At 64.1% G+C, this 25,308-nt stretch carries 26 protein-coding genes and 1 pseudogene; 19 read left to right on the top strand and 8 right to left on the bottom strand.

Translation table 11 applies throughout. The features are described from left to right. Positions 1–21: 21 nt before the first annotated feature. The 3 genes from B2790_RS24065 to B2790_RS24055 all read right to left on the bottom strand — a co-directional run bounded on the left by B2790_RS24065 (position 22) and on the right by B2790_RS24055 (position 2,993). Positions 22–1,704: a ShlB/FhaC/HecB family hemolysin secretion/activation protein gene (locus B2790_RS24065; RefSeq protein WP_286919937.1), complete on the bottom strand. Its 1,683-nt coding sequence runs from the start codon at positions 1,702–1,704 to the stop codon at positions 22–24. Between the two features lie 160 nt (positions 1,705–1,864). After that, positions 1,865–2,419 carry a L,D-transpeptidase family protein gene (locus B2790_RS24060; RefSeq protein ID WP_025337906.1) on the bottom strand — a complete coding sequence of 185 codons (555 nt, stop codon included), beginning with the start codon at positions 2,417–2,419 and terminating at the stop codon, positions 1,865–1,867. Between the two features lie 22 nt (positions 2,420–2,441). Then, positions 2,442–2,993, bottom strand: a complete 552-nt coding sequence (locus B2790_RS24055) for an NUDIX hydrolase (RefSeq protein ID WP_085587598.1) — start codon at positions 2,991–2,993, stop codon at positions 2,442–2,444. A gap of 124 nt (positions 2,994–3,117) precedes the next feature. Between B2790_RS24055 and B2790_RS24050 the strand changes: the two genes are divergently transcribed. The 5 genes from B2790_RS24050 to purT all read left to right on the top strand — a co-directional run bounded on the left by B2790_RS24050 (position 3,118) and on the right by purT (position 6,401). Next, the gene (locus tag B2790_RS24050; protein WP_003252125.1) at positions 3,118–3,717 is read left to right on the top strand and encodes a CoA pyrophosphatase; all 600 of its coding nucleotides are present in this window, start codon (positions 3,118–3,120) and stop codon (positions 3,715–3,717) included. A 44-nt stretch (positions 3,718–3,761) separates the two neighbouring features. Then, complete coding sequence (locus B2790_RS24045) at positions 3,762–4,286, top strand: gamma carbonic anhydrase family protein (RefSeq protein WP_015269134.1); 525 nt, start codon at positions 3,762–3,764, stop codon at positions 4,284–4,286. 1 nt (position 4,287) lies between these two features. Beyond that, positions 4,288–4,473 carry a DUF1289 domain-containing protein gene (locus B2790_RS24040; RefSeq protein ID WP_286919999.1) on the top strand — a complete coding sequence of 62 codons (186 nt, stop codon included), beginning with the start codon at positions 4,288–4,290 and terminating at the stop codon, positions 4,471–4,473. Positions 4,474–4,675: 202 nt separating this feature from the next. Continuing rightward, entirely contained in the window at positions 4,676–5,143 is a 468-nt protein-coding gene (locus tag B2790_RS24035) for a VUT family protein (protein WP_003252131.1), read from the top strand. Positions 5,144–5,219: 76 nt separating this feature from the next. Beyond that, positions 5,220–6,401, top strand: coding sequence for a formate-dependent phosphoribosylglycinamide formyltransferase (purT, locus tag B2790_RS24030; protein WP_025337909.1), 1,182 nt, complete (start codon positions 5,220–5,222; stop codon positions 6,399–6,401). A gap of 114 nt (positions 6,402–6,515) precedes the next feature. Here the strand turns inward: purT and B2790_RS24025 are convergent, their stop codons facing one another. The 3 genes from B2790_RS24025 to B2790_RS24015 form a co-directional block, all read right to left on the bottom strand. Then, positions 6,516–7,817 carry an MFS transporter gene (locus B2790_RS24025; protein WP_286919936.1) on the bottom strand — a complete coding sequence of 434 codons (1,302 nt, stop codon included), beginning with the start codon at positions 7,815–7,817 and terminating at the stop codon, positions 6,516–6,518. A 275-nt stretch (positions 7,818–8,092) separates the two neighbouring features. Beyond that, complete coding sequence (locus B2790_RS24020; protein WP_075043942.1) at positions 8,093–9,298, bottom strand: transporter associated domain-containing protein; 1,206 nt, start codon at positions 9,296–9,298, stop codon at positions 8,093–8,095. A 9-nt stretch (positions 9,299–9,307) separates the two neighbouring features. After that, positions 9,308–10,117, bottom strand: coding sequence for a cytochrome C assembly family protein (locus B2790_RS24015; protein ID WP_025337912.1), 810 nt, complete (start codon positions 10,115–10,117; stop codon positions 9,308–9,310). Positions 10,118–10,441: 324 nt separating this feature from the next. Here B2790_RS24015 and ffh point away from each other — a divergent pair, with 324 nt between their 5' ends. The 12 genes and pseudogenes from ffh (at position 10,442) to B2790_RS23955 (ending at position 20,331) form a co-directional block, all read left to right on the top strand. Then, complete coding sequence (gene ffh, locus B2790_RS24010) at positions 10,442–11,818, top strand: signal recognition particle protein (protein ID WP_013971189.1); 1,377 nt, start codon at positions 10,442–10,444, stop codon at positions 11,816–11,818. A gap of 259 nt (positions 11,819–12,077) precedes the next feature. After that, entirely contained in the window at positions 12,078–12,329 is a 252-nt protein-coding gene (gene rpsP / locus B2790_RS24005; protein WP_003259424.1) for a 30S ribosomal protein S16, read from the top strand. A gap of 5 nt (positions 12,330–12,334) precedes the next feature. Then, complete coding sequence (rimM, locus tag B2790_RS24000) at positions 12,335–12,871, top strand: ribosome maturation factor RimM (protein WP_025337913.1); 537 nt, start codon at positions 12,335–12,337, stop codon at positions 12,869–12,871. Between the two features lie 3 nt (positions 12,872–12,874). Then, entirely contained in the window at positions 12,875–13,627 is a 753-nt protein-coding gene (gene trmD, locus B2790_RS23995) for a tRNA (guanosine(37)-N1)-methyltransferase TrmD (RefSeq protein ID WP_003252146.1), read from the top strand. A 42-nt stretch (positions 13,628–13,669) separates the two neighbouring features. Next, positions 13,670–14,020, top strand: coding sequence for a 50S ribosomal protein L19 (gene rplS, locus B2790_RS23990; RefSeq protein WP_003252148.1), 351 nt, complete (start codon positions 13,670–13,672; stop codon positions 14,018–14,020). A gap of 94 nt (positions 14,021–14,114) precedes the next feature. Continuing rightward, a complete protein-coding gene (locus B2790_RS23985) occupies positions 14,115–14,522 on the top strand; it encodes an acyl-CoA thioesterase (protein WP_025337914.1) in 408 nt (135 codons plus the stop codon). A 158-nt stretch (positions 14,523–14,680) separates the two neighbouring features. After that, positions 14,681–15,577 carry a site-specific tyrosine recombinase XerD gene (gene xerD, locus B2790_RS23980; RefSeq protein ID WP_046616083.1) on the top strand — a complete coding sequence of 299 codons (897 nt, stop codon included), beginning with the start codon at positions 14,681–14,683 and terminating at the stop codon, positions 15,575–15,577. A 153-nt stretch (positions 15,578–15,730) separates the two neighbouring features. After that, positions 15,731–16,474 (top strand): thioredoxin fold domain-containing protein, encoded by a 744-nt coding sequence (locus B2790_RS23975; protein WP_025337916.1) that lies wholly within the window; start codon positions 15,731–15,733, stop codon positions 16,472–16,474. A gap of 83 nt (positions 16,475–16,557) precedes the next feature. After that, positions 16,558–17,862, top strand: a complete 1,305-nt coding sequence (locus B2790_RS23970; RefSeq protein WP_046616085.1) for a homoserine dehydrogenase — start codon at positions 16,558–16,560, stop codon at positions 17,860–17,862. 58 nt (positions 17,863–17,920) lie between these two features. Further along, a complete protein-coding gene (thrC, locus tag B2790_RS23965) occupies positions 17,921–19,330 on the top strand; it encodes a threonine synthase (RefSeq protein WP_010952565.1) in 1,410 nt (469 codons plus the stop codon). Between the two features lie 220 nt (positions 19,331–19,550). Beyond that, a pseudogene (locus B2790_RS23960) lies at positions 19,551–19,970 on the top strand (histidine kinase). 79 nt (positions 19,971–20,049) lie between these two features. Beyond that, positions 20,050–20,331, top strand: a complete 282-nt coding sequence (locus tag B2790_RS23955; RefSeq protein ID WP_286919935.1) for a DUF3509 domain-containing protein — start codon at positions 20,050–20,052, stop codon at positions 20,329–20,331. A 252-nt stretch (positions 20,332–20,583) separates the two neighbouring features. Here B2790_RS23955 and B2790_RS23950 read toward each other — a convergent pair whose 3' ends face one another. Further along, positions 20,584–21,459 (bottom strand): TIGR02285 family protein, encoded by an 876-nt coding sequence (locus B2790_RS23950; RefSeq protein WP_286919934.1) that lies wholly within the window; start codon positions 21,457–21,459, stop codon positions 20,584–20,586. Positions 21,460–21,479: 20 nt separating this feature from the next. Beyond that, on the bottom strand, positions 21,480–22,679 hold the full coding sequence (locus B2790_RS23945) for a CaiB/BaiF CoA transferase family protein (protein ID WP_286919933.1): 1,200 nt from the start codon (positions 22,677–22,679) through the stop codon (positions 21,480–21,482). Between the two features lie 133 nt (positions 22,680–22,812). Here B2790_RS23945 and B2790_RS23940 point away from each other — a divergent pair, with 133 nt between their 5' ends. Together B2790_RS23940 and recJ are read left to right on the top strand one after the other, a co-directional pair. Beyond that, positions 22,813–23,355 (top strand): YaeQ family protein, encoded by a 543-nt coding sequence (locus tag B2790_RS23940; protein ID WP_286919932.1) that lies wholly within the window; start codon positions 22,813–22,815, stop codon positions 23,353–23,355. 8 nt (positions 23,356–23,363) lie between these two features. Further along, entirely contained in the window at positions 23,364–25,073 is a 1,710-nt protein-coding gene (gene recJ, locus B2790_RS23935; RefSeq protein ID WP_085601932.1) for a single-stranded-DNA-specific exonuclease RecJ, read from the top strand. Positions 25,074–25,308: the final 235 nt, after the last annotated feature.

Below are 25,308 nucleotides of genomic sequence, written 5' to 3'. Positions count from 1 at the left end.
GTTCTCTTTGTTGTGGGTGAATCAGATGTTCAGGGCCAGTTCCACTACCCAGAAGCCGGGTTCCAGCAGCGGACGGGGCAGGTCGCTGGCGTACAGCGCGCGTTGGTAGCCCAGGCGCAGGAGGCTGCCGGGCAGGCTCAGTTCGGCACCGGCGGTGGCCCCGGCAAGGCGTTGTGAAGGCTTGCCTTCGGCAGTGCGGGTCCAGCCGAGGTCCAGGCCGATGTAGGGGCGTACTTGCAGGGGAGCGGTCCAGCCCTCCGGCAGCGGCTGACTGACGGTGTTGCGCCAGGCGGCGCTGCTGGCACCGGAGTAGGTACGCAGGCGAAACCCGCGCACGGCCGAATCGTCGCTGACCAGCAACTGCTCGACGGCGGGTAGTGGGTCACTGCTGAATTGCAGAGCCAGCTCGCTCTGCCAGCGCCATGGGTGGCTGGCCGGGCCCTGGCGCAGATGCAGCAGGTTGGAGCGGTACTTGCGAAAATCCGGGCGCAGGCGTTCCGCTCCCAGCGGTGAGCGGTCAGCGCCGAAGGCGTCGATACCCTGGGCGACACCGAGGTAGCCATTCCACAGGCCTCCCTGGAGCCAAAGCAGGTTGATACCCGCCTCCACGGAGACCAGGGTGGGGCTCTGCTGGACGATCACCGCGCCAGCGCTGCGGTTGACCATTTGCTTGCGGTCCAGCCGGGCGCTGGCGCTGAGCATGCCTTGCTGGTTGCGCCACAGTACCCGCTCGACGCTCACGCCCTGGTAGCTGCTGCTGCCGTCGGTTACCTGGCGGCTGTGTGGGAGCGGCGCCTCGTAACGCAGTTCGCTGGCGCTGAGCGCAAAGGTCCAGGCACCGTAGGGGATGCTGTAGTACAGCGAGATGCCTTGGCTTTGCCCGGACGCATCGAGCACCGTGCCGTTCAGCGACAGGCGCAGGTCATCATTGAGGCCCAGTGGGCTGTCCAGGCCGAAGCCGAGGTTCAGGCGATGACGCCCGGTCAGGTCGCTGCCGCGGTTGTCGAAGCGGCTGTCCAGGTGCCCGCGCGAGGCCACCTTGCGCGGCTGCACGACAACCCGGGTGCCGCCCTGCAGTTCGCCGGGCAGCAATTCTGCGGACAGGTCATAAGCGCGCAGGCGATTGAGCTGGTCGAGGCCTTGCTCCAGGGCTGGCAGGTACAGTGGCTGCCCGAGCAGGCCGGGAAAGGCGCCGGGGAGGGACAGGGGCAATTCGGGGCCGGCCATTTCGATGGACTCGACGAACCCCTCGACGATGACCAGGTTCAGCGGTGCGCCGTCTTGTGGCGGTTGCTGCAGGTAAGGCCGGCTGGTGGGGTATCCGGCTTGTACATAGCGCTGGGTGATGGCTTTCAGCAGCCCGTTGATTTCCGCAATGCCCATGCACGGGGTAATGAACCTGCGAAGGGTTGGCGTTAGCGCCGAGTCGGAAAGCTTGCGGTTGCCGGCCACGCGTACGCCGGTGATGGCCCAGCAGCGCTGGTCGTGCGGGAGGGGGGCGGTGGTGTCGTGGCTTTCAGCCGGGGCGGGCTGGCGCTGCCAGCGTTCCAGCCGCTGTTGCTGTTCCAGCTGTTGCAGCCCGCGCTGCTGATCGCGCAGTTGCTGGCTGGCGGGGTCGTCGGCCAGCGCCTGGGGCGCGGCCAGCAAACCGGACAGGCAGCAGGTGAGCGCCCAGCAGGTGGCGCGGTGAATGTGGAACGGCATTGAAGCACCCCGCAAATGATGTACGGATTTCGTACTCGTCTGCGTGGATGCTAAAAACTAAGGGGTTCGCCTGGATGCAGTACCCGGCCTAAGCGCTTGTAAGGCGCGTTCTTGCCTGGAGGTGGGAAGCTTCCTACAGCATCAGTTGAAAGGCCCGCTATCAGGGCCGAATTTCGATCAACGTGCCATCCCGCACCAGGTCCCACACTTCCTGCATGTCGCGGTTACGCATGGCAATACAGCCGTCCGTCCAGTCCAGGGTGTGGAAGTACCACTCCGGATACTCGTCGTTGATCGGCGTGCCATGGATCATGATCATGCTGCCGGCGCTCACCCCTTCGCGGGTGGCACGGGCGGCATCGGTGATGTTCGGGTAATTGATGTGCATGGCCAGGTTGAAGCGGTCGCTCTGCTTGCGCCAGTCCAGCCAGTACAGGCCCTCGGGGGTTTTCTTGTCGCCTTCGCGCTCCTTGGCGCCTTTTGGCTGCTTGCCCAGCGAGATACGGTAGGTTTTCAGCGGTTCGCCACGGCTGATCAGCTGCAGGCGGCGCTCGGACTTGATCACCAGTACCTTGTCGATCAGCGGTTGCATGGCCTGCTGCGAAGGCGATGGGGTTTGCGCTGCCGGCTGGGGCTTGCGGATGATGGTCTCGGTGAAGGCCGCCTGGGACACCGAGGTAACGCAAAGGCAGAAAAGGGCAAGCAACCAGCGCATGTAACGGTATCCCTGAAGGCTTCTAGGTAATGGGCGAGACGTTCATCGGCGGCAGGTATTCATGGCCTATGGGGTAGTGCTGCCCGATGCGATCGCGATAGTAGCATTCTAGTGTGCGAGTGACGGTGCGGAAAGCCAGCTCGCCCCACGGTATCTCATGTTCCTCGAACAGCCGCACCTCCAGGCTTTCGACACCGACCGCGAAATCAAGGTCCGCCAGTTCGGCGCGGAAGAACACGTGCACCTGGTTGATGTGTGGCAAGTCGAACAGCTGGTACAGGTTCATGCTGCCGACCCGGGCGCAGGCCTCCTCGACGGTTTCGCGACGGGCGGCCTGGTCCAGGGTTTCGCCGTTTTCCATGAAACCGGCAGGCAAGGTCCAGAAACCGCGGCGTGGCTCGATGGCGCGCCGGCACAGCAGCACCTGGCTGCCCCAGGTCGGTAACACGCCGGCTACGATGTTGGGGTTCTGGTAGTGGATGGTCTGGCAAGACTCGCAGACATACCGCAGGCGGCTGTCGCCCTCGGGGATCCGCTGAGTGACCGGTTGGCCGCACGCGCTGCAGAATTTCATGTGTCGTTCCTTTTGCTCTGGGCTATCTTGGCGCGCCGGCCGTGCTGCCGCAAGCGCACGGGGCTTGGGTGCTTCGCGCCTTTGGTGCATCATGCAAGGCAGGCCTTGGATACGAGCGTGCGCAATGCTGGACGAGCTACTTCGCCGAATGAGCAACCACCAACCCGCATCACTGGAAACCGACCGGCGGTTCCCCGAAGCGGCGGTCCTCTTGCCCATTACCCGCAGCGAAGCGCCCGAACTGGTCCTGACCCTGCGCGCCAAGGGCCTGTCTACCCACGGCGGCGAAGTGGCCTTTCCCGGTGGCCGCCGCGACCCGGAAGACCCGGACCTGGTGTTCACCGCGCTGCGTGAAGCGGAAGAAGAAATCGGCCTGCCACCAGGCCTTGTGGAAGTGATCGGCCCGCTCAGCCCGCTGATTTCGCTGCACGGCCTGAAAGTGACGCCATTCGTCGGGCTCATCCCCGATTTTGTCGAATACCGTGCCAATGATGCCGAGATCGCGGCAGTATTCACCGTGCCGCTGGAATTTTTCCGCCAGGACCCGCGCGACCATACCCACCGTATCGATTACCAGGGGCGCAGCTGGTATGTGCCCAGCTATCGCTATGGCGAATACAAGATCTGGGGGTTGTCGGCGATCATGATCGTCGAACTGGTCAACCTGCTGTTCGATGCCGGCATCAGCCTGCACCAGCCCCCTGAGCGTTACATCGAAAACTGAGCGGGGCCAACCCCGTCGTCTGCGTTGCAGCCTGAGGAGCAAGCATGAAATACCGCCTGGGCGACCTGCGGGTCGAGAGCCACCCCACCAGTTGGGCCGCACCCAACGCCACGCTGATCGGCAAGGTGCGCCTGCAGGCCGATGCCAGCGTGTGGTTTGGCGCGGTGCTGCGCGGGGACAACGAGCTGATCGACATTGGCGAGGGCAGCAATGTGCAGGATGGCACGGTGATGCACACCGACATGGGCTCGCCGCTGACCTTGGGCAAGGGCGTGACCGTTGGCCACAACGCCATGCTGCATGGTTGCACGGTGGGCGACTACAGCCTGGTAGGTATCAATGCAGTGATCCTCAATGGAGCGCGCATCGGCAAGCATTGCATCATCGGCGCCAATGCGCTGATTGCAGAGGGCAAGGAGATCCCTGACGGTTCGCTGGTGATGGGCTCGCCGGGCAAGGTGGTGCGCGAGCTGACCGAACAGCAGAAGCGCATGCTCGAAGCCAGTGCCGCGCATTACGTGCACAATGCCCAGCGTTATGCACGGGAGTTGGTGGTTGACGATGAGTGATGTGGTGGAGCGGCCGGTGGCCTCGCCGTGCGTGAGTATCTGTGCGCTGGACGAGCAGGATATCTGCACAGGTTGCCAGCGAACCGTGGCCGAGATCGGCCGCTGGGGGCGGATGGACAACGACGAGCGCCGGGCGGTGCTCAAGCGTTGCCATGAAAGGGCAGTGGCTGCGGGGCTCATTCTTTAGGACCGACACGAACCCTGTGGGAGCGGGCGTGCCCGCGAAACAGACACCGCGGTGCATGGCACCGGCTTTGCCGGTGTTCGCGGGCATGCCCGCTCCCACAGGGACTGCGCAGCCCTCGAACCTGATGCTGTACCTTTGAGAGCGGGTTTACCCGCGAACCAGCCAGCGGTAATCTGTGCGGCTTGCCCACAGACTACCCGCCATGTTCTATCTGATTGCCTACATCAGCAGCGTAGTGCTGATCAACTACGCCTTCTCCAGCGCGCCACACCTGGACATCATCTGGTCCGCGTGGGGCGGCCTGGTGTTCATCCTGCGCGACATGGTGCAGACCCGCTTCGGCCATGGCGCCCTGGTCGCCATGCTGGCAGCACTGGTGCTGTCCTATGTCACTTCGGAGCCGGCCATCGCCCTGGCCAGCGCCACCGCGTTCTTCATTTCCGAACTGATCGACTGGCTGGTGTTCAGCATCACCCGCCGGCCGCTGCGCGACCGCTTGTGGCTGAGTTCGGCGCTGAGCATCCCGGTGGACACCTTCATCTTCTTCGGCATGATCGGCGCCCTGACCCCAGCCGTGATTGGCACCGCCATGGCCTCGAAATTCGCCGGTGTCACCGCCGTGTGGCTGGCCATGGCATTTCGCGCCCGGCGGGCCGCCGTGGCGGGTTGATGGTGTAGAATAGCGGTCCTTTTTCAGCGGGCGGCGCCAAGCCTGGTGCGGCCCCGGACGCCTTCGAGGACCTGAAATGACCCGTATCGGAACCCCCTTGTCGCCCACCGCGACCCGTGTACTGCTCTGCGGCTGTGGCGAGCTGGGCAAGGAAGTGGTGATCGAGCTGCAGCGCCTGGGCGTCGAAGTGATCGCCGTCGATCGCTACGCCAATGCCCCGGCAATGCAGGTGGCGCACCGCAGCCACGTGGTCAACATGCTCGATGGCGTGGCCCTGCGCGCGGTGATCGAGGCCGAGAAGCCGCACTACATCGTCCCTGAAATCGAAGCCATCGCCACCGCCACCTTGGTCGAGCTGGAAAACGAAGGCTTCAACGTGGTGCCGACCGCCCGCGCCACCCAGCTCACCATGAACCGTGAAGGCATCCGCCGCCTGGCCGCCGAAGAACTGGACCTGCCAACCTCGCCGTACCATTTCGCCGACACCTACGAAGACTACGCCAAGGCCGTGGCCGATGTTGGCTACCCATGCGTGGTCAAACCGGTGATGAGCTCGTCGGGCAAGGGCCAGAGCCTGCTGCGCAGCGATGCCGACCTGCAGAAGTCGTGGGACTACGCCCAGGAAGGCGGCCGCGCCGGCAAAGGCCGGGTCATCGTCGAGGGCTTCATCGACTTCGAATACGAAATCACCCTGCTGACCGTGCGCCACGTTGGCGGCACCACCTTCCTCGAGCCAGTCGGCCACCGCCAGGAGAAGGGCGACTACCAGGAATCGTGGCAGCCGCAGGCCATGAGCCCGAAGGCGCTGGCCGAGTCGCAGCGGGTGGCCAAGGCAGTCACCGATGCCCTGGGCGGTCGTGGCCTGTTTGGCGTGGAACTGTTCGTGAAGGGCGACCAGGTGTGGTTCAGCGAAGTCTCGCCACGCCCGCATGACACCGGCCTGGTGACCCTGATTTCCCAGGACCTGTCGCAGTTTGCCCTGCATGCCCGGGCCATTCTTGGCCTGCCGATTCCGGTAGTGCGCCAGTTCGGCCCTTCGGCTTCGGCGGTGATCTTGCCCGAGGGGCAGTCGCAGCAGACCAGCTTTGCCAACCTGGGCGCGGCGCTGAGCGAGCCGGATACCGCCATTCGCCTGTTCGGCAAGCCGGAAATCAACGGTACCCGCCGCATGGGCGTGTGCCTGGCGCGTGACGAGTCGGTCGAAGCGGCGCGTGCCAAGGCGACCCGTGCTTCGCAGGCGGTCAAGGTCGAGTTCTGATCCGATTGGGGCTGCGTTGCAGCCCTTCGCGGGCACGCCCGCTCCCACAGGTTTCGGCGCTACCCCTGTGGGAGCGGGCGTGCCCGCGAAGGGCCGCAACGCGGCCCCAATTACTTACAGCTGCGTATTGCGGGTCTCTTTCAGGCACAGCACGGCAATCAAGCTGATCACCGCCGCCACCGACACATAACCCCCCACCCAGCTCAACCCACCCATGCTCACCAGCTTCTGGGCAAAGAACGGTGCCGCCGATGCGCCGACGATGCCGCCCAGGTTATACGCCGCCGAAGCGCCGGTATAACGCACGTGGGTCGGGAACAGTTCAGGCAGCAGTGCCCCCATCGGCGCAAAGGTCACGCCCATCAGGAACAGTTCGATGGCCAGGAACAGCGCCACGCCTGCGGTCGACCCCGAAGTCAGCAGCGGCTCCATGGTAAAGCCCGAGGCCACTGCCAGCAGGCCGCCGACGATCAGCACCGGTTTGCGCCCGTAGCGGTCGCTGAGCCAGGCCGACAGTGGTGTGGCCAGGGCCATGAACACTACCGCGAAGCACAGCAGGCCAAGGAACGTCTCGCGGCTGTAGCCCAGCGTGGTCACGCCATAGCTCAACGAGAATACCGTGGAGATGTAGAACAGCGCGTAGCACACCACCATCGCCGCTGCGCCCAGCAGGGTCGGCAGCCAGTATTTGGAAAACAGGTCGACCACCGGCATTTTCACTCGCTCGTGGCGGGCGACGGCCTTGGCGAACACCGGGCTTTCTTCAAGCTTCAGGCGCACATACAGGCCCACCAGTACCAGCGCGGCGCTGAGCAGGAACGGAATGCGCCAGCCCCAATCGCGGAACTGCTCGTCGCTGAGCACCAGGGCCAGGGTCAGGAACAGGCCGTTGGCAGCCAAAAAGCCGATCGACGGGCCCAGCTGCGGGAACATGCCGAACCAGGCGCGCTTGCCTTCCGGCGCGTTCTCGGTGGCCAGCAAGGCCGCGCCACCCCATTCGCCACCCAGGCCCAGGCCTTGGCCAAAGCGCAGCAGGCAGAGAATGATCGGCGCCCATACACCAATGCTGTCGTAGCCCGGCAGCACGCCGATGGCCGTGGTGGACACGCCCATCAGCAGCAGCGAGGCGACCAGGGTCGACTTGCGGCCGATACGGTCGCCAAAGTGGCCGAACAGTGCCGAGCCCAGCGGGCGCGCCAGGAAGGCGATACCGAAGGTGAGGAAGGCCGCCAGCATCTGCGCGGTGCCTGACCCGGACGGGAAGAACACCGGGCCGATCACCAGGGCGGCGGCAGTGGCGTAGACGTAGAAATCGTAGAACTCGATGGCGGTGCCGATGAAGCTGGCGGTGGCTACCCGCGCGGGCGAGTTGACCGGTGCGGCAGGCGCTTCGGCATAGGTGCTGCTGGTTGTCATTGAATAGGTCCCTGACAGTCTGGTCCGGCTCCATTGGGATAAGCCCCGCGGCGTGCAATGCAAAAGGGCAGGCACGGTGGCGCGGGCGCCGGAGCGTTTTGTTGTTGTGTGCGCCCGACTGACGATAGCCCAAGGGGGATAGGGGCGGGGGCGGGCACTGTTCGGGGTGTTGAAGCAGGACCGCAGGGCGTGTCAGTGGAGCGGACTGGCCGTGGAGCGCCGGGTGCGGGTAGCAGGCGGGACGGCGGGGCTGGGTAAGCGTGACCCGAGTATAGCTATCGGGTCACGGTCCACACCAGTACCTTGCTGGCACAATTGTCCTCTGTTTCGAGGATTTCCAGGCGATAGCGGCCGATCTTCAGGCAAACGGCGCTTTCCGGGATGCTTTCCAGCGCTTCGGTGACCAGCCCGTTGAGGGTCTTCGGCCCGCCGTCGCAGGGCAGGTGCCAGCCCAGGCTGCGGTTGATCTCGCGCAGCGAAGCGGTGCCGTCGATGACGAAGGTGCCATCGGGCTGCGGGTGCACGTGAGGGTTGTCCAGGCTGTGTTCATCCTCGAACTCGCCAACGATTTCTTCGAGGATGTCTTCCAGGGTGACGATGCCCAGCACTTCGCCGTACTCGTCCACCACCACGCCCATGCGGCGCTGCTGTTTGTGGAAGTTCAGCAGCTGCATTTGCAGGGGCGTGCTCTCGGGCACGAAATAGGGCTCGTAGCAGGCGCCGAGCAGCATCTCCAAGGTCAGCTCGGCCTTGGGCAGCAGGTGGCTGATCAGCTTGGTATTGAGGATTGCTTCAACCTGGTTGATGTCGCTGTGGTACACCGGCAGGCGGGTGTGGCGGCTGACGATCAGTTGCTCGATGATGCGCTCGATCGGCTCGTCGAGGCTGATGCCGTCCACTTCGTTGCGCGGTACCAGGATGTCGTTGACGGTCATCTTGTCCAGTGACTGCAGGCCGTCGAGCAGGCCGTGGCGCGGTGCTTCGTGTTCCTCATCCTCGTCGAACTCGTCGGCTTCCTGCGGGTGCAGGGCAACGGCCGTGGGTTGTACACGGAACGGACGCAGGATCAGCTTGGCAATGCCATCCAGCAGGTAGGCCAGCGGTTGCAACAGGGCTAGGGGGACTTTCAGCAGGCTGGTGCCGAGGCTGACGAACGCCTGCGGGTTGCGCCGGGCCAGGCGCCGCGGCAGGTAATCGGCAAACACCAGCAGGACGAGGGTGGCGGCCAACCCGGCCAGCCAGAAGCCGTGCTCGCCGCTATGGCGCTGGCCAACCAGGCAGGCCAGGCCCAGCACCAGCAGCTTGCCCAGGCTGGCGCACAGCACCAGGGCCTGGGCCGGCAGCACGGGCTGGCCATCCTCGCCGGTGCGCAGCGCGCCATTGAGTTGCAGGCGGGCGGCATCCACCGCGGTGAACAGCGCCGACCACAACAGCGCCAGTGCCAGGGTGCCGAATAGCGGTGCGTACGGCAGGGTATCCATGGGCGGCCGTCAGATATGCAGGATGAATTCGCGAACCAGCTTGCTGCCGAAATAGGCCAGCATCAGCAGGCAGAAACCGGCCAGCGTCCAGCGGATGGCCTTGTGGCCACGCCAGCCCAGGCGGGTGCGGCCCCACAGCAGCACGCTGAACACCACCCAGGCGACACAGGCCAGCAGGGTCTTGTGTGCCAGGTGCTGGGCGAACAGGTTGTCGAGGAACAGCCAGCCGGAGATCAGCGACAGCGACAGCAGGCACCAGCCGGCCCAGAGGAAGCCGAACAGCAGGCTTTCCATGGTTTGCAGCGGCGGGAAGTTGCGGATCAGCCCGGACGGGTGCTTGTTCTTCAGCTGGCGGTCCTGCAGCAGCAACAGCAGTGCCTGGAACACCGCGATGGTGAACAGCCCGTAGGCCAGGATCGACAGCAGGATATGCGCGAGGATGCCCGGCTCTTCGTTGACCAGCGGCACCGTGCCGGGGGGCGCGAACTGGGCCAGCAGCGCGGTCACTGCGCCCAGCGGGAACAGCAGCACCAGCAGGTTTTCCACGGGTATGCGCAAGCAGGCCAGCAGAGTCAGGGCGATGACCGCCACGGCGATCAGGCTGGCGGCACTGAAGAAGTCCAGGCTCAGGCCCAGCGGGGTGATCAGCTGGAAGAACAGCGCACCGGCCTGGGCGAGTACCGCGAAGGCACCCAGCAGGGCAAGCAGGCGCTTGTCGGCCTTGCGGTTCTGGGCAAGGTAAGAGCCCTGGTAGATTGCCGCAGCTATATATAGGCCGGCGGCGATCAGGTTAGGGATGAGGCTGGGTGAGGAGAACATAAGTCCTGGTTGGCGAGCCTTAAAGAGACGGAGTTTGGCATAGATCGCGCCGCTCTAGGAAGACTGCACGCTTGTGTCGGGGCATTCGCGGGCACGCCCGCTCCCACAGGGATCGCGCCGCTCTTCAGGGTGGTGGTGTACCTGTGGGAGCGGGCTTGCCCGCGAAGAGGCCGGCACAGCCACCGAATATCTACCAGGCCGCCAGCAAGGTGTGCGCCGCCGCCGCACTTCGCTATAATCGCCGCCTTGCTGTGCCCGGCGGGTATGCATTCCCCCCTGGGCGCCTGACAAACCTCGGCTTTTACTGGGCCTGAAAGGATCACCATGTTCGAAAACCTGACCGACCGCCTGTCACAGACGCTGCGCCATGTCACCGGCAAGGCCAAGCTGACCGAAGACAACATCAAGGACACGCTGCGCGAAGTGCGCATGGCCCTGCTCGAGGCCGACGTTGCCCTGCCGGTGGTCAAGGATTTCGTCAACAGCGTCAAGGACCGTGCAGTCGGCACCGAAGTGTCGCGCAGCCTGACCCCGGGCCAGGCGTTCGTGAAGATCGTCCAGGCCGAGCTGGAAAGCCTGATGGGCGCGGCCAATGAAGACCTCGCGCTGAACGCCGCCCCGCCTGCCGTGGTGCTGATGGCCGGCCTGCAGGGCGCCGGTAAGACCACCACCGCCGGCAAGCTGGCGCGCTTCCTCAAGGAGCGCAAGAAAAAGAGCGTGATGGTGGTGTCCGCCGACGTCTACCGCCCGGCAGCAATCAAGCAGCTGGAAACCCTGGCCAACGACATCGGCGTCACCTTCTTCCCGTCCGACATCAGCCAGAAGCCGGTGGCCATCGCCGAAGCGGCCATCCGCGAAGCCAAGCTGAAGTTCATCGACGTGGTCATCGTCGACACCGCCGGCCGTCTGCACATCGACGCCGACATGATGGACGAGATCAAGGCGCTGCATGCCGCGGTCAAGCCGATCGAGACCCTGTTCGTGGTCGACGCCATGACCGGCCAGGACGCCGCCAACACCGCCAAGGCCTTTGGCGAGGCGCTGCCGCTGACCGGCGTGGTGCTGACCAAGGTCGACGGTGATGCCCGTGGCGGTGCCGCGCTGTCGGTGCGTGCCATCACCGGCAAGCCGATCAAGTTCATCGGTATGGGCGAGAAGACCGAAGCCCTCGAACCGTTCCACCCCGACCGCGTCGCCTCGCGCATCCTCGGCATGGGTGACGTGCTCAGCCTGATCGAGCAGGCCGAGCAGAACATCGACAAGGCCAAGGCAGACAAGCTGGCCAAGAAGCTGAAGAAGGGCAAGGGCTTCGACCTCGAAGACTTCCGCGACCAGCTGCAGCAGATGAAGAACATGGGCGGCCTCGGTGGCCTGATGGACAAGCTGCCGAGCATCGGCGGGGTCAACCTGTCGCAGATGGGCAACGCCCAGGGCGCCGCCGAGAAGCAGTTCAAGCAGATGGAAGCGATCATCAACTCCATGACCCCGGCCGAGCGCCGTGATCCGGAGCTGATCAGCGGCTCGCGCAAGCGCCGTATCGCCATCGGCTCCGGCACCCAGGTGCAGGACGTCGGCCGCCTGATCAAGCAGCACAAGCAAATGCAGAAGATGATGAAGAAATTCTCCGCCAAGGGCGGCATGGCCAAGATGATGCGCGGCCTTGGCGGGATGCTGCCAGGCGGCGGCATGCCGAAGCTGTAAACCCTATTCCGGGGGCCTGCCGTTTGTCCGGCAGGCGCCCAGAACCCCCGCCGTGGCGGGGCAATGGCCGCGGATTTCGCGGCTCAACCGGCAGATCTGGACGGCAGGGCAGGGCCTTGCCGAAAAAGTCATTTGCAAATGTCCGTGTATTCCCCGAGAATATGCGGCCTTTTGGGCACCCGTGTGCCTATTTGGCATTCAGATTTGCAGTACCAGCTGCTGTATCAACTGCAGCACCGACTATAGGAACGATGTTCACATGGTAACCATTCGTCTGGCCCGTGGCGGCTCGAAAAAGCGCCCATTCTACCACCTGACCGTGACCAACTCGCGTAACGCCCGTGACGGCCGTTTCGTTGAGCGCGTAGGTTTCTTCAACCCGATCGCTGCTGGCGCCGAAGTCAAGCTGTCGGTCAACCAAGAGCGCGTCAACTACTGGCTGAGCCAGGGTGCACAGCCGTCTGAGCGCGTTGCTCAGCTGCTGAAGGACGCTGCCAAGGCTGCTGCCTGAGTAGTATGAACGCGACGCCAGAAAAGGCTGACGACCTCATCGTCGTTGGCAAGATTTTTTCGGTTCACGGCGTTCGCGGCGAGGTGAAGGTGTATTCCTTTACCGATCCGATTGAAAACCTGTTGGATTATCCGCGCTGGACGCTTCGGCACGAAGGCAAGGTAAAGCAGGTCGAGCTGGTCAACGGTCGTGGCTCCCAGAAGGGCCTGGTCGTGAAACTGAAAGGCCTCGATGATCGTGATGAAGCCCGTCTTCTGAGCGGTTACGAAATCTGCATTCCGCGGAGCCTTTTGCCCAACCTGGCTGCTGACGAGTACTACTGGTACCAGTTGGTGGGCCTGAAGGTCATCAACCAGGACGAACAACTGTTCGGCAAGGTCGATCACCTGTTGGAGACCGGTGCGAACGATGTAATGGTGGTCAAGCCCTGCGCAGGCAGCCTGGATGATCGCGAGCGTCTGTTGCCCTATACGGCGCAATGCGTGCTCGACATCGACCTGGAAGCAGGCGTGATGCGGGTTGAATGGGACGCGGACTTCTAAACGATGGGTAACCTTCGCGTAGACGTCATCACGTTGTTCCCCGAGATGTTCTCGGCCATCACGGAGTACGGCATTACCAGCCGCGCGGTGAAACAGGGGTTGCTTCAGGTGACTTGCTGGAACCCGCGGGACTACACCACAGATCGTCACCACACGGTGGATGATCGGCCGTTTGGCGGTGGTCCGGGCATGGTGATGAAAATCAAGCCTCTGGAAGACGCCCTGGTTAGTGCCAGGCAAGCGACCGGAGCAGCGGCGAAGGTGATCTACCTTTCGCCACAAGGCCGCAAGCTGACTCAGCAGGCGGTCAAAGGCCTGGCCGAACAGGAATCGTTGATCCTGATCGCCGGTCGTTATGAAGGCATCGACGAGCGCTTTATCGAGGCTCATGTCGATGAGGAGTGGTCGATTGGCGACTATGTGCTTTCCGGTGGCGAGCTGCCGGCCATGGTACTGATCGATGCGGTTACACGGCTGCTGCCCGGAGCTTTAGGGCATGTGGACTCGGCGGAAGAAGATTCCTTCACCGACGGTCTGCTCGATTGCCCGCACTACACCCGGCCTGAGGTGTATGCGGATCAGCGTGTTCCCGACGTGTTGCTAAGTGGCAACCATGCACACATCCGGCGTTGGAGAATGAAGCAGTCCCTTGGTAGGACCTTCGAACGACGCGCCGATCTTCTGGAAAGTCGCTCGCTTTCTGGAGAAGAGAAGAAGCTGCTCGAGGAATATCTCCGCGAGCGGGACGATAGTTAAACGTATCGATGGTGGATCACGTATCCATCTTAGGAGCACAGCATGACCAACAAGATCATCCAGCAGCTCGAAGCCGAGCAGATGAGCAAGGAAATCCCGACCTTCGCACCAGGCGACACCGTTGTCGTTCAGGTTAAAGTGAAGGAAGGTGAGCGTTCCCGTCTGCAGGCGTTCGAAGGCGTCGTTATCGCCAAGCGTAACCGCGGTCTGAACAGCGCCTTCACCGTGCGCAAGATCTCCAGCGGCGTTGGTGTAGAGCGTACCTTCCAGACCTACAGCCCGCAAATCGACAGCCTGGCCGTGAAACGTCGTGGTGACGTGCGTAAAGCCAAGCTGTACTACCTGCGCGACCTGTCCGGCAAAGCCGCTCGCATCAAGGAAAAACTGTCCTGAGTGCAGTTTGCCCGGTGGCCAAGGCCGCCTAGCGAGAAAAAAGCAGCCTTCGGGCTGCTTTTTTGCGTTTTGACCCCCCGAAGATGTGATTGCCATGACTACCCGAGACCAGGAAATCCTGCGCCGCACCGAGCTGTCGGTGACCCGCGTGACCAAGGCGGTGTTCCCCAATACCACCAACCACCACAACACCCTGTTCGGCGGAACCGCCCTGGCCTGGATGGACGAAGTGTCGTTCATCGCCGCCACGCGCTTCTGCCGCCTGCCGCTGGTGACTGTGTCCACTGACCGCATCGACTTCAAGCACCCGATCCCGGCGGGCTCGATCGTCGAGTTGGTGGGGTCGGTCATCAAGGTGGGTAATACCAGCTTGCAGGTGCAGGTGGATGTGTTCGTCGAGAACATGTACCTGGACGGGCGCGAGCGAGCGATTCATGGGGTGTTCAGCTTCGTCGCCATCGACGAGGACAAGCGGCCGGTGCCAGTCTTGCCCCAGGCCTGAGTTCTCCTGTACCGGCCTTTTCGCGGGCGCGCCCGCTCCTACAGGTACTGCACTGTGAAGGTCCTGTGGGAGCGGGCGTGCCCGCGAAGAGGCCGGTACAGACAACCCCCAAGCTGCTGTGAAACACTAGCCGCACCTCCAACACCCAGCAGCCCCGAATGCCCGCCCTAGACCACCCCCTGATCGACCAGTTCCTCGACGCCCTGTGGCTTGAAAAGGGCCTGTCCGACAACACCCGCATGTCCTACCGCAGCGACCTGGCTCTGTTCAACGGCTGGCTGCAGGAACACGGCGTCAGCTTGCCCGACGCCGGCCGCGACCTGATTCTCGACCACCTGGCCTGGCGCCTCGACCAGGGCTACAAGCCACGCTCCACCGCACGCTTCCTGTCCGGCCTGCGCGGCTTCTTCCGCTACCTGCTGCGGGAAAAGCTGGTGGCCATCGACCCGACCCTGCAAGTGGACATGCCGCAACTGGGCAAGCCGCTGCCCAAGTCGTTGTCTGAAGCCGACGTCGAAGCCTTGCTGCAGGCCCCGGACCTGGGCGAAGCCATCGGCCAGCGTGACCGCGCCATGCTCGAAGTGCTTTACGCCTGCGGCCTGCGGGTCACCGAACTGGTCAGCCTGGCCCTCGACCAGGTCAACCTGCGCCAGGGCGTGCTGCGGGTGATGGGCAAGGGCAGCAAGGAGCGCCTGGTGCCCATGGGCGAAGAGGCGGTGGTGTGGCTGCAACGCTACCTGCGCGATGGCCGCGCCGAACTGCTCAATGGCCGCCCCAGCGATGTCTTGTTCCCCAGCCAGCGTGGCGAGCAGATGACCCGCCAGACCTTCTGGCATCGCATCAAGCACCATGCCCGGGTCGCCGGCATCGACAAACCGCTGTCGCCGCACACCCTGCGTCATGCCTTCGCTACTCATCTGCTCAACCATGGCGCCGACCTGCGCGTGGTGCAGATGCTGCTGGGCCACAGTGATCTGTCGACCACGCAGATCTATACCCATGTCGCCAAGGCCCGCCTGCAGCAATTGCACGCCCAGCACCACCCGCGTGGATGAATGTTTTTCATGTTCCGCCGACCGGTCCTTGCAAGGCCCTTCACCGGCGGTGTGATGTGGTAGGCTTGGGCGGTTTGCACCAAGGGCCGCACGGTCACCGCGTATTTTCCGCAGGTGGCGTCCTCCGGCCCCTGTCCGCCTTCAGGAGTTCCCATGCGCGTGACCCAGTTTTTCGCCGCCGCCGCGTTGGCGCTGGCCAGTACCTTTGCCGTTGCTGCGGCAACCGACAGCAATGCCACTGCCGAGCAGGCCATCCGTAAGTCGTTGCAGAACCTCGAGCTGGAAGTGCCCGTCGAAAGCGTGGCCAGCAGCCCGGTCAGTGGCCTGTATGAAGTCAAGCTGCAGGGCGGCCGCGTGCTGTATGCCAGCGGCGACGGCCAGTTCGTGATGCAGGGCTACCTGTTCCAGATCCAGGACGGCAAGCCGGTCAACCTCACCGAGAAGACCGAGCGCCTGGGCATTGCCAAGCTCATCAACGGCATTCCAGCCGCCGAGATGGTGGTTTATCCTGCCAAGGGCGAGACCAAGTCGCACATCACGGTATTCACCGACACCACCTGCCCGTACTGCCACAAGCTGCACGCCGAGGTGCCCGAGCTCAACCGCCGCGGTATCGAAGTGCGCTATGTCGCCTTCCCGCGTCAGGGTCTCGGTTCGCCGGGTGACCAGCAGTTGCAGGCCGTCTGGTGTTCCAGCGACCGCCGTGCGGCGATGGACAAGATGGTCGAGGGTGAGGAAATCAAGGCCGCCAAGTGCGCCAACCCGGTCAGCAAGCAGTTCCAGCTGGGCCAGTCGATCGGCGTCAACGGCACGCCGGCGATCGTCCTTGAAAGCGGCCAGGTCATTCCGGGCTACCAGCCGGCACCGCAGGTCGCCAAGCTGGCGCTGGCCAAGTAATCCAATTCAGTACGCCGTCGTCATGGGGTGACGGCATGTTTCACGGTCGGCATAGGTGTCGGCCGTTCAATGGGGAGTTCACAGTGAAACCGGTCAAAGTAGGCATCTGTGGGTTGGGGACCGTCGGTGGCGGAACCTTCAATGTACTTCAGCGCAACGCCGAGGAGATCGCCCGCCGTGCCGGGCGCGGTATTGAAGTGGCACAGATTGCCATGCGCTCGCAGAACCCGAACTGCCAGATTACCGGTACCCCCATTACCGCTGATGTGTTCGAAGTTGCGAGCAACCCGGAGATCGACATTGTCATCGAGCTGATCGGTGGCTACACCGTGGCCCGCGAACTGGTGCTCAAGGCCATCGAAAACGGCAAGCACGTGGTCACCGCCAACAAGGCGCTGATTGCCGTGCACGGCAACGAAATCTTCGCCAAGGCCCGCGAGAAGGGCGTGATCGTCGCCTTCGAAGCGGCCGTGGCCGGTGGCATCCCGGTGATCAAGGCCATCCGCGAAGGCCTGTCGGCCAACCACATTAACTGGCTGGCCGGCATCATCAACGGCACCGGCAACTTCATCCTCACCGAAATGCGTGAGAAGGGCCGCGCCTTCCCGGACGTGCTGGCCGAAGCCCAGGCGCTGGGTTACGCCGAAGCGGACCCGACTTTCGACGTTGAAGGCATCGATGCCGCGCACAAGCTGACCATCCTGGCTTCGATCGCTTTCGGCATCCCGCTGCAATTCGACAAGGCCTACACCGAAGGCATCACCCAGCTGACCACTGCTGACGTGAATTATGCCGAGGCCCTGGGCTACCGCATCAAGCACCTGGGTGTGGCTCGCCGCACTGCCGAAGGTATCGAGCTGCGCGTACACCCGACGCTGATCCCGGCCGACCGCCTGATCGCCAACGTCAACGGTGTGATGAACGCCGTCATGGTCAATGGCGACGCCGCCGGTTCCACCCTGTACTACGGTGCCGGTGCCGGCATGGAGCCTACCGCTTCGTCGGTGGTCGGCGATCTGGTCGATGTGGTCCGTGCCATGACCTCCGACCCGGAAAACCGCGTGCCGCACCTGGCCTTCCAGCCGGATTCGCTGTCGGCCCACCCGATCCTGCCGATCGAGGCCTGTGAAAGCGCCTACTACCTGCGCATCCAGGCCAAGGATCACCCGGGCGTACTGGCCCAGGTGGCCAGCATCCTCTCGGAGCGTGGCATCAACATCGAGTCGATCATGCAGAAGGAAGCCGAGGAACAGGACGGCCTGGTGCCGATGATCCTGCTGACCCATCGCGTGGTCGAGCAGCGTATCAACGACGCCATCGTCGCCCTGGAAGCCCTGCAGGACGTGGTCGGCAAGGTCGTGCGCATTCGCGTCGAGCAGCTCAACTAACAATAGTGCCGGCGGGCCGCCAGTGCGGCCCCGGCCCCAGCATCGAAGGTTTGCACCCATGCGCTATATCAGTACCCGCGGCCAGGCTCCGGCCCTCAATTTCGAAGACGTCCTGCTGGCTGGCCTGGCCAGCGACGGCGGCCTGTACGTCCCGGAAAACCTGCCACGCTTCACCCAGGAAGAAATCGCCTCGTGGGCCGGCCTGCCGTACCACGAACTTGCCTTCCGGGTGATGCGCCCGTTCGTCGAAGGCAGCATCGCCGACGCCGACTTCAAGAAGATCCTCGAAGAAACCTACGGCGAGTTCGCCCACGCCGCGGTTGCCCCGCTGCGTCAGCTGAACAGCAACGAGTGGGTGCTGGAGCTGTTCCACGGCCCGACCCTGGCGTTCAAGGACTTCGCCCTGCAACTGCTCGGCCGCCTGCTGGACCACGTGCTGGCCAAGCGCAACGAGCGCGTGGTGATCATTGGCGCCACCAGCGGTGACACCGGTTCCGCCGCCATCGAAGGTTGCCGCCGTTGCGACAACGTCGACATCTTCATCCTGCACCCGCACCAGCGCGTGTCGGAAGTGCAGCGCCGGCAGATGACCACCATCTTCGGCGACAACATCCACAACATCGCCATCGAAGGCAACTTCGACGACTGCCAGGAAATGGTCAAGGCCAGCTTCGCCGACCAGTCGTTCCTCAAGGGCACCCGCCTGGTTGCGGTCAACTCGATCAACTGGGCGCGGATCATGGCCCAGATCGTCTACTACTTCCACGCTGCCCTGCAGCTGGGTGGCCCGGCGCGTTCCGTGGCGTTCTCGGTGCCGACCGGCAACTTCGGCGACATCTTTGCCGGCTACCTGGCACGTAACATGGGCCTGCCGGTCAGCCAGCTGATCGTCGCCACCAACCGCAACGACATCCTGCACCGCTTCATGAGCGGCAACCAGTACGTCAAGGAAACCCTGCACGCGACCTTGTCGCCGTCGATGGACATCATGGTCTCGTCCAACTTCGAGCGCCTGCTGTTCGACCTGCACGGCCGCAACGGCGGCGCCATTGCCGAACTGATGGCCAACTTCAAGCAAGGTGGCGGCTTCAGTGTCGAGCAAGACCGCTGGACCGAAGCGCGCAAGCTGTTCGACTCGCTGGCAGTGAGTGACGAGCAGACCTGCGAAACCATCGCCGAAGTGTTCGCCGCTACCGGCGAAGTGCTCGACCCGCACACCGCAATCGGCGTCAAGGCCGCCCGCGAGTGCCGCCGCAGCCTGGACACGCCGATGGTGGTGCTGGGTACCGCGCACCCGGTCAAGTTCCCGGAAGCGGTGGAGAAGGCCGGTGTTGGCAAGGCGCTGGAGCTGCCGGCGCACCTCAGCGACCTGTTCAGCCGTGAAGAGCGTTGCACGGTGCTGGCCAATGACCTGAAGGCCGTGCAGGGCTTTGTCAGCCAGCATGGCAACCGCGGCAAGCCGCTGTAAACATCGGGGCCGCACTGCGGCCCATCGCCGGCAAGCCAGCTCCCACCCCGACCGCATAGGCCCAAGGTCATGTGCAATCCCTGTGGGAGCTGGCTTGCCGGTGATGGGCTGCGGAGCAGCCCTAATTGTCCGAATCTTCCCACTGCTCCATCAGAAACATCCTATTCAGGCCGCCCAGCGCAAAGCCTAAATTAGCCGGTCCTCTTATCAGGAGCGGCTCATGTACCAGCCCTACGTGTTGATCCACCAGGCTCGCCCATCCCATCAGATCCTCCTGCACCAGGCCCTCAACGCCCAAGGCATGTTCCATGTGCGCATCAGCGAAACCAGCGCAGACCTCGACGCCTGCCTGAACGCCGATCACCGCCCCGATCTGTTGATCCTCGACCACGCCATGCCAACCCGTGCCGGCCTTGCCTTGCTCGAACAGCAGCACCGAAGCCGCGCTTTGCTGTTCGTCGGCCAGGCTACTCCCAAGCGCCGCAACCTTGCCTAGGAGGCCAGAAACCGGGGTCTGTGGGTGCTAGCCGAACTGCCCTGGCCGCTGTCGATGCCAAGTCTGCAGCGTGCCCTGCAAGCACTGCAGGCGCGCCCGTGGCGGCGTATTCAAACTGTCACGTCCGCCCCGCATGCTCACTGAAGCAGCCGCGGTGTAACGAACTTTCCGCTGCGTCTGTTGGTCAGTTCCTCTATATCCCACCACGCAGCGAGTGATCCGGATGGAAAGAATCTGCAGACTGCTCAACGAAGCCCTGACCCCCTATCAGACCCACCTCGGCGTCGCCGATGCCGAGGGTAATCGCCAATTGACCATTCACGACCGCCTCGCCGGCATCACCCTGCGGCGCACGGTCAGCGAGCGCCAGTTGCAGGAACAAAGCCTGTTGATCGACCTGGTGGATGGCTTGCACCGCGACCTGCAGATCGCCGAAGGGCGTTTGCAGCCCTGTGTGATCGCGGCATTGCAGCAGCGCCAGCAACCCCATGGAACCTTTGCCTGAGTGGTTTATCAGATACTGTAGGGGCAGCCGGGCCAGTGCTTTGCTCCGGCGCTGGCAAGGCTGTCACGGGAAGCCCGCAGGGGCTTTCGCTTGGCCCCGGGCGTGTTTCCCCAGCGCTCGGGGTTTCTTTTTGAGTTGCCTGCACCGGCCCCTATCGCCGGCAAGCCAGCTCCCACAGTTACTGCACATGGCTTGAGGTTGATGCGGTCGAGGTGGGAGCTGGCTTGCCGGCGATAGGGCCGGTGCAGGCAATCAGTGGCCTTCGAAGAAGCGCTTGCTCTCTTCCAGGTAATCTTCCTGCAACGCCGGGTCCAGCCAGCGTGCATACAACCCCGGCAACACATCCCGGCGCAAGGCAGGCAGCAGTTGGTCGATGTGCGCAATCGCTTCACGCCCCAGCTCGCTGTTCGAACAACCTACATGCAGAAACTGGTAGCGGTTCACCCCTTGCACAGGATGAAACCGGTAGTCAGCCAGTGCCCCGCCTTGCTGCTCCACCAGGTAGCGCACTTCGGGCCAGTAACCGAGCACCATGCGCAGGCGCCCGAGCTGTTGCATCTGTAGCAGGTTGGCGGTGGCGTCGTTGCCGTAGTGGCGGCTGAACGCGGTGTCGGGCAACTGGCGCAGGATGGCGTCGATCTGCGTGCCATAGCTGCGCTCGGCGACAACCCCCAGCTTCAGCGGGGCCTTGCTCAGCAGGCCATGCAGGTCTACCTCCTGGCCGTCGAGGTAAGGCGCCACCAGCGCCTCGCTGTCCTTGCGCAGCACCAGGCCACCACTGAGCACGCCCAGGGAGGGCACGGAAAACCGCACATATTCGGCGCGCTCCGGCGTCCACAGCAGGGTCGGGTCGCAGGTGAAGCTATTCAGGTCCTGCAGCATCTGGATGCCGCGGGCGCGGTTGACCCGCACGATGCTGTGGTCGTACTCGGGCATCTGCCTGATCAGCAGGGGCAACAGCTGGTCGATAACCCCTCGGCCTTTCTCCGGCCCTTCCAGAATGGTGAACGGCGGCAGGTCGCGCACCAGCCAGAAGAGGCGCTCCTTGGCGCTGGCAGGCTGCAACAGCAATGCGGGCAGCAGCCCGCACAGCAGGACCAGGTGACGTAGGCAACGGGCAGCGCGCATGGACCAGGGCCGCGTCAGGGTCAGACCGTGCCTGCTGCGTGCAGGCTGGCGATGGCCGCCGCGTCGTAGCCCAGGTTGCCGAGCAGCGCTTCGGTGTGTTCGCCCAGCGCCGGGCCTACCCACTCGGTGGAGCCGGGGGTGTCCGACAGCTTGGGCACGATGCCCGGCATGCGGAATGGCTTGCCGTCCGGCAGCTTGGCCTGCAGGAACATTTCGCGTGCCAGGTACTGCGGGTCGTTGAACATGTCCTCGGCCGAATAGATGCGGCTGGCCGGCACTTCGGCGGTGTTCAGCACCTGTATCAGTTGCTCCAGCGGCAGGCTGTTGGCCCAGCGGTCGATTACCCCGTACAGCTCGTCACGGCGCAGGTCGCGGCCATCGTTGGTGGCCAGGGTCGGGTCGTCGGCCAGGTCGGTGCGGCCAATGGCCTGCATGAAGCGCTTGAAGATCGCATCGCCGTTGGCGCCGATCTGCACATGCTTGCCGTCGGCGCTGGTGTGAATGGAGGAGGGCGTGATGCCCGGCATGATGTTGCCGGTGCGTTCGCGGATAAAGCCGAACACATCGAACTCCGGGACCATGCTTTCCATCATGGCGAAGATCGCTTCGTACAGGGCCACGTCCACCACCTGGCCCTGGCCGCCGTTGACTTCACGGTGTCGCAGCGCCATCAGTGCGCCGATCACCCCCCACAGGGCAGCAATCGAGTCACCGATGGAAATGCCCGTGCGCACCGGTGGGCGGTCGTCGAAGCCGGTGATATAGCGCAGGCCGCCCATCGACTCGCCCACGGCGCCGAAGCCCGGCTGGTCCTTCATCGGCCCGGTCTGGCCGAAGCCCGACAGGCGCACCATTACCAGGCGCGGGTTGAGCGCGTGCAGCACGTCCCAGCCCAGGCCGAGTTTTTCCAGCACGCCCGGGCGGAAGTTCTCGATCAGGATGTCGGCGTCTGCCAGCAGGCGCTTGAGAATCTCGCGGCCCTCTGGGTGCTTGAGGTTGAGGGTGAGCGACTGCTTGTTGCGGGCCTGCACGAACCACCACAGCGAGGTGCCCTCGTACAGCTTGCGCCATTTGCGCAACGGGTCGCCGCCATCGGGCGATTCGACCTTGACCACCTCGGCGCCGAATTCGGCACAGATGCGCGAGGCGAACGGGCCAGCGATAAGGGTGCCGAGTTCGACAACCTTGAGACCGGCGAGGGGTTTGCTGGGCGTAGTCATGGGGCATCCGTGGCAGCTGGGCAGATGCGTGGTTTTATCATAGGTCCGAAGCGGCAGATACTGCTGCGGGGCAACGAAGGGCAGTATCGGTTAGACTGTGTCACTTTTTCTCTGCGCAAGAAGCCCGTCGACCATGGCCCAGCCGTCCACCACCTACAAATTCGAACTGAACCTGACCGACCTCGACCGCGGCGTGTACGAAAACGTCCGTCAGACCATCGCCCGCCACCCTTCGGAAACCGAAGAACGCATGGCCGTACGCCTGCTGGCCTACGCCCTGTGGTACAACGAGAACCTGTCGTTCGGCCGTGGCCTGTCCGATGTGGACGAAGCGGCGCTGTGGGAAAAGAGCCTGGACGATCGCATCCTGCACTGGATCGAAGTGGGCCAGCCGGACGCCGACCGACTGACCTGGTCCTCGCGCCGCACCGAGCGTACCAGCCTGCTGGCCTACGGCAGCCTGCGCGTATGGCAGAACAAGGTGGTGGACGCGGTCAAGGGCCTGAAGAACCTGAGCATTGCCGCCGTGCCGCAGGAGGTGCTGGAAACCCTCGCCACCGACATGCCCCGCAACATCAAGTGGGACGTGATGATCAGCGAAGGCACCTTGTTCGTCACCGACGACCGTGGCCAGCACGAAGTGCAGCTGGAGTGGCTGCTTGGTGAGCGCGGCTGAAGCACTCCATGCGTATCGAACCTCGCCCGCTGCCGCCGACCCTGCCATTCCTGGGTAACCTGCCACCCTTGCTGACCCGCCTGTACGCCGCACGCGGCGTGCAGAGCGAGGCCGAGCTGGACAAAAGCCTCGCGCGCCTGCTGCCGTACCAGCAGCTCAAGGGCATCGAGGCCGGCGTGGATCTACTGGTCGAGGCTATCGACCAGCGCCAGCGCATCCTCATCGTCGGCGACTTCGATGCCGACGGCGCCACTGCCAGTACTGTTGGCGTGCTGGGCCTGCGCCTGCTGGGCGCGGCCCACGTCGACTACCTCGTGCCCAACCGCTTCGAATACGGTTACGGCCTGACCCCGGAAATCGTCGAGGTGGCGCTGCAACGCCAGCCGCAGCTGCTGATCACCGTGGACAACGGCATTTCCAGCGTCGACGGTGTGGCAGCCGCCAAGGCCGCCGGGCTCAAGGTGCTGGTCACCGACCACCACCTGCCGGGTGCGGAGTTGCCCGACGCCGACGCCATCATCAACCCCAACCAGCCGGGCTGCAGTTTCCCGAGCAAAGCGCTGGCCGGGGTAGGGGTGATCTTCTACGTGCTGATGGCCCTGCGTGCGCGCCTGCGCAGCCTGGGGCGCTACGAAACGCAGCCGCAGCCGAACATCGGCGAATTGCTCGACCTGGTTGCCCTGGGCAGCGTCGCCGACGTGGTGCCATTGGATGCCAACAACCGCATCCTGGTGCACCAGGGCCTCGAGCGCATTCGCGCCGGCCGCGCCCGGCCGGGGCTCAAGGCCATTCTTGAAGTGGCCCGGCGCGATCACCGGCGTATCACCTCGACCGACCTTGGCTTCATCCTGGGCCCGCGGCTGAACGCTGCCGGGCGCCTGGACGACATGAGCCTCGGCATCGAATGCCTGCTGTGTGAAGACGCGGCCCTGGCCCAGGACATGGCCCAGCAGCTGGACGACCTGAACCAGGACCGCAAGTCGATCGAACAGGGCATGCAGCGCGAGGCCCTGGCCCAGCTCAAGGACCTGCCTGTCGAGTCGATGCCATATGGCCTGTGCCTGTTCGATGCCGACTGGCACCAGGGGGTGATCGGTATTCTGGCTTCGCGCCTGAAGGAGCGTTACCACCGGCCGACCATCGCTTTCGCCGACGCTGGCGAGGGCATGCTCAAAGGGTCGGCGCGTTCGGTGCCGGGGTTTCATATTCGCGATGCGCTGGATGCCGTGGCGGCGCGCCACCCGCAGTTGATCAGCAAGTTCGGCGGCCACGCGATGGCGGCGGGGTTGTCGCTGCCCGAGGCCAATTTCCCGGCATTTGCCGAGGCGTTCGACGAAGAAGTGCGACGCCAGCTGCGCGAAGAGGACCTGACCGGTCGGTTGCTGTCCGACGGCAGCTTGGCGGTGGAGGAGTTCCACCTCGACCTGGCCAAGGCCCTGCGCCATGCCGGGCCCTGGGGGCAGCACTTCCCCGAGCCGCTGTTCCATGGCGTGTTCCAGCTGGTGGAGCAGCGCGTGGTGGGCGAGCGGCACCTGAAGGTGGTGCTCAAGAGCGAGTGCGGCTCGGTGCGGTTGGACGGCATTGCCTTTGGCATTGACCGCGAAGTGTGGCCGAACCCGACGGTGCGTTGGGTCGAGTTGGCGTACAAGCTGGATGTGAACGAGTTTCGTGGTAATGAAAGTGTGCAGTTGATGATTGCCCACATGGAGCCGCGCTGACTGCAAGTACTGCGGCTTCCGCAACTCTGTAGGTATGGCACAAGGCCTTGATGCCAGGTGAAGATCCCTGTGGGAGCGGGCATGCCCGCGAACACCGGCGAAGCCGGTGCCATCCACTGAGTCGCCTTCTTCGCGGGCACGCCCGCTCCCACAGGGCCTGCGGCGGGCTTAAGGCTTGCGCTGTACCTGTGGGAGCTGGCTTGCCGGCGATCACCGGCGAAGCCGGGGCCATCCA

Origin of the sequence: Pseudomonas sp. UBA6753 (assembly GCF_002453565.1) — a bacterium.
GTDB classification, from domain to species: domain Bacteria; phylum Pseudomonadota; class Gammaproteobacteria; order Pseudomonadales; family Pseudomonadaceae; genus Aquipseudomonas; species Aquipseudomonas putida_Z.
This window is presented reverse-complemented; position numbering and strand designations above follow the sequence as displayed.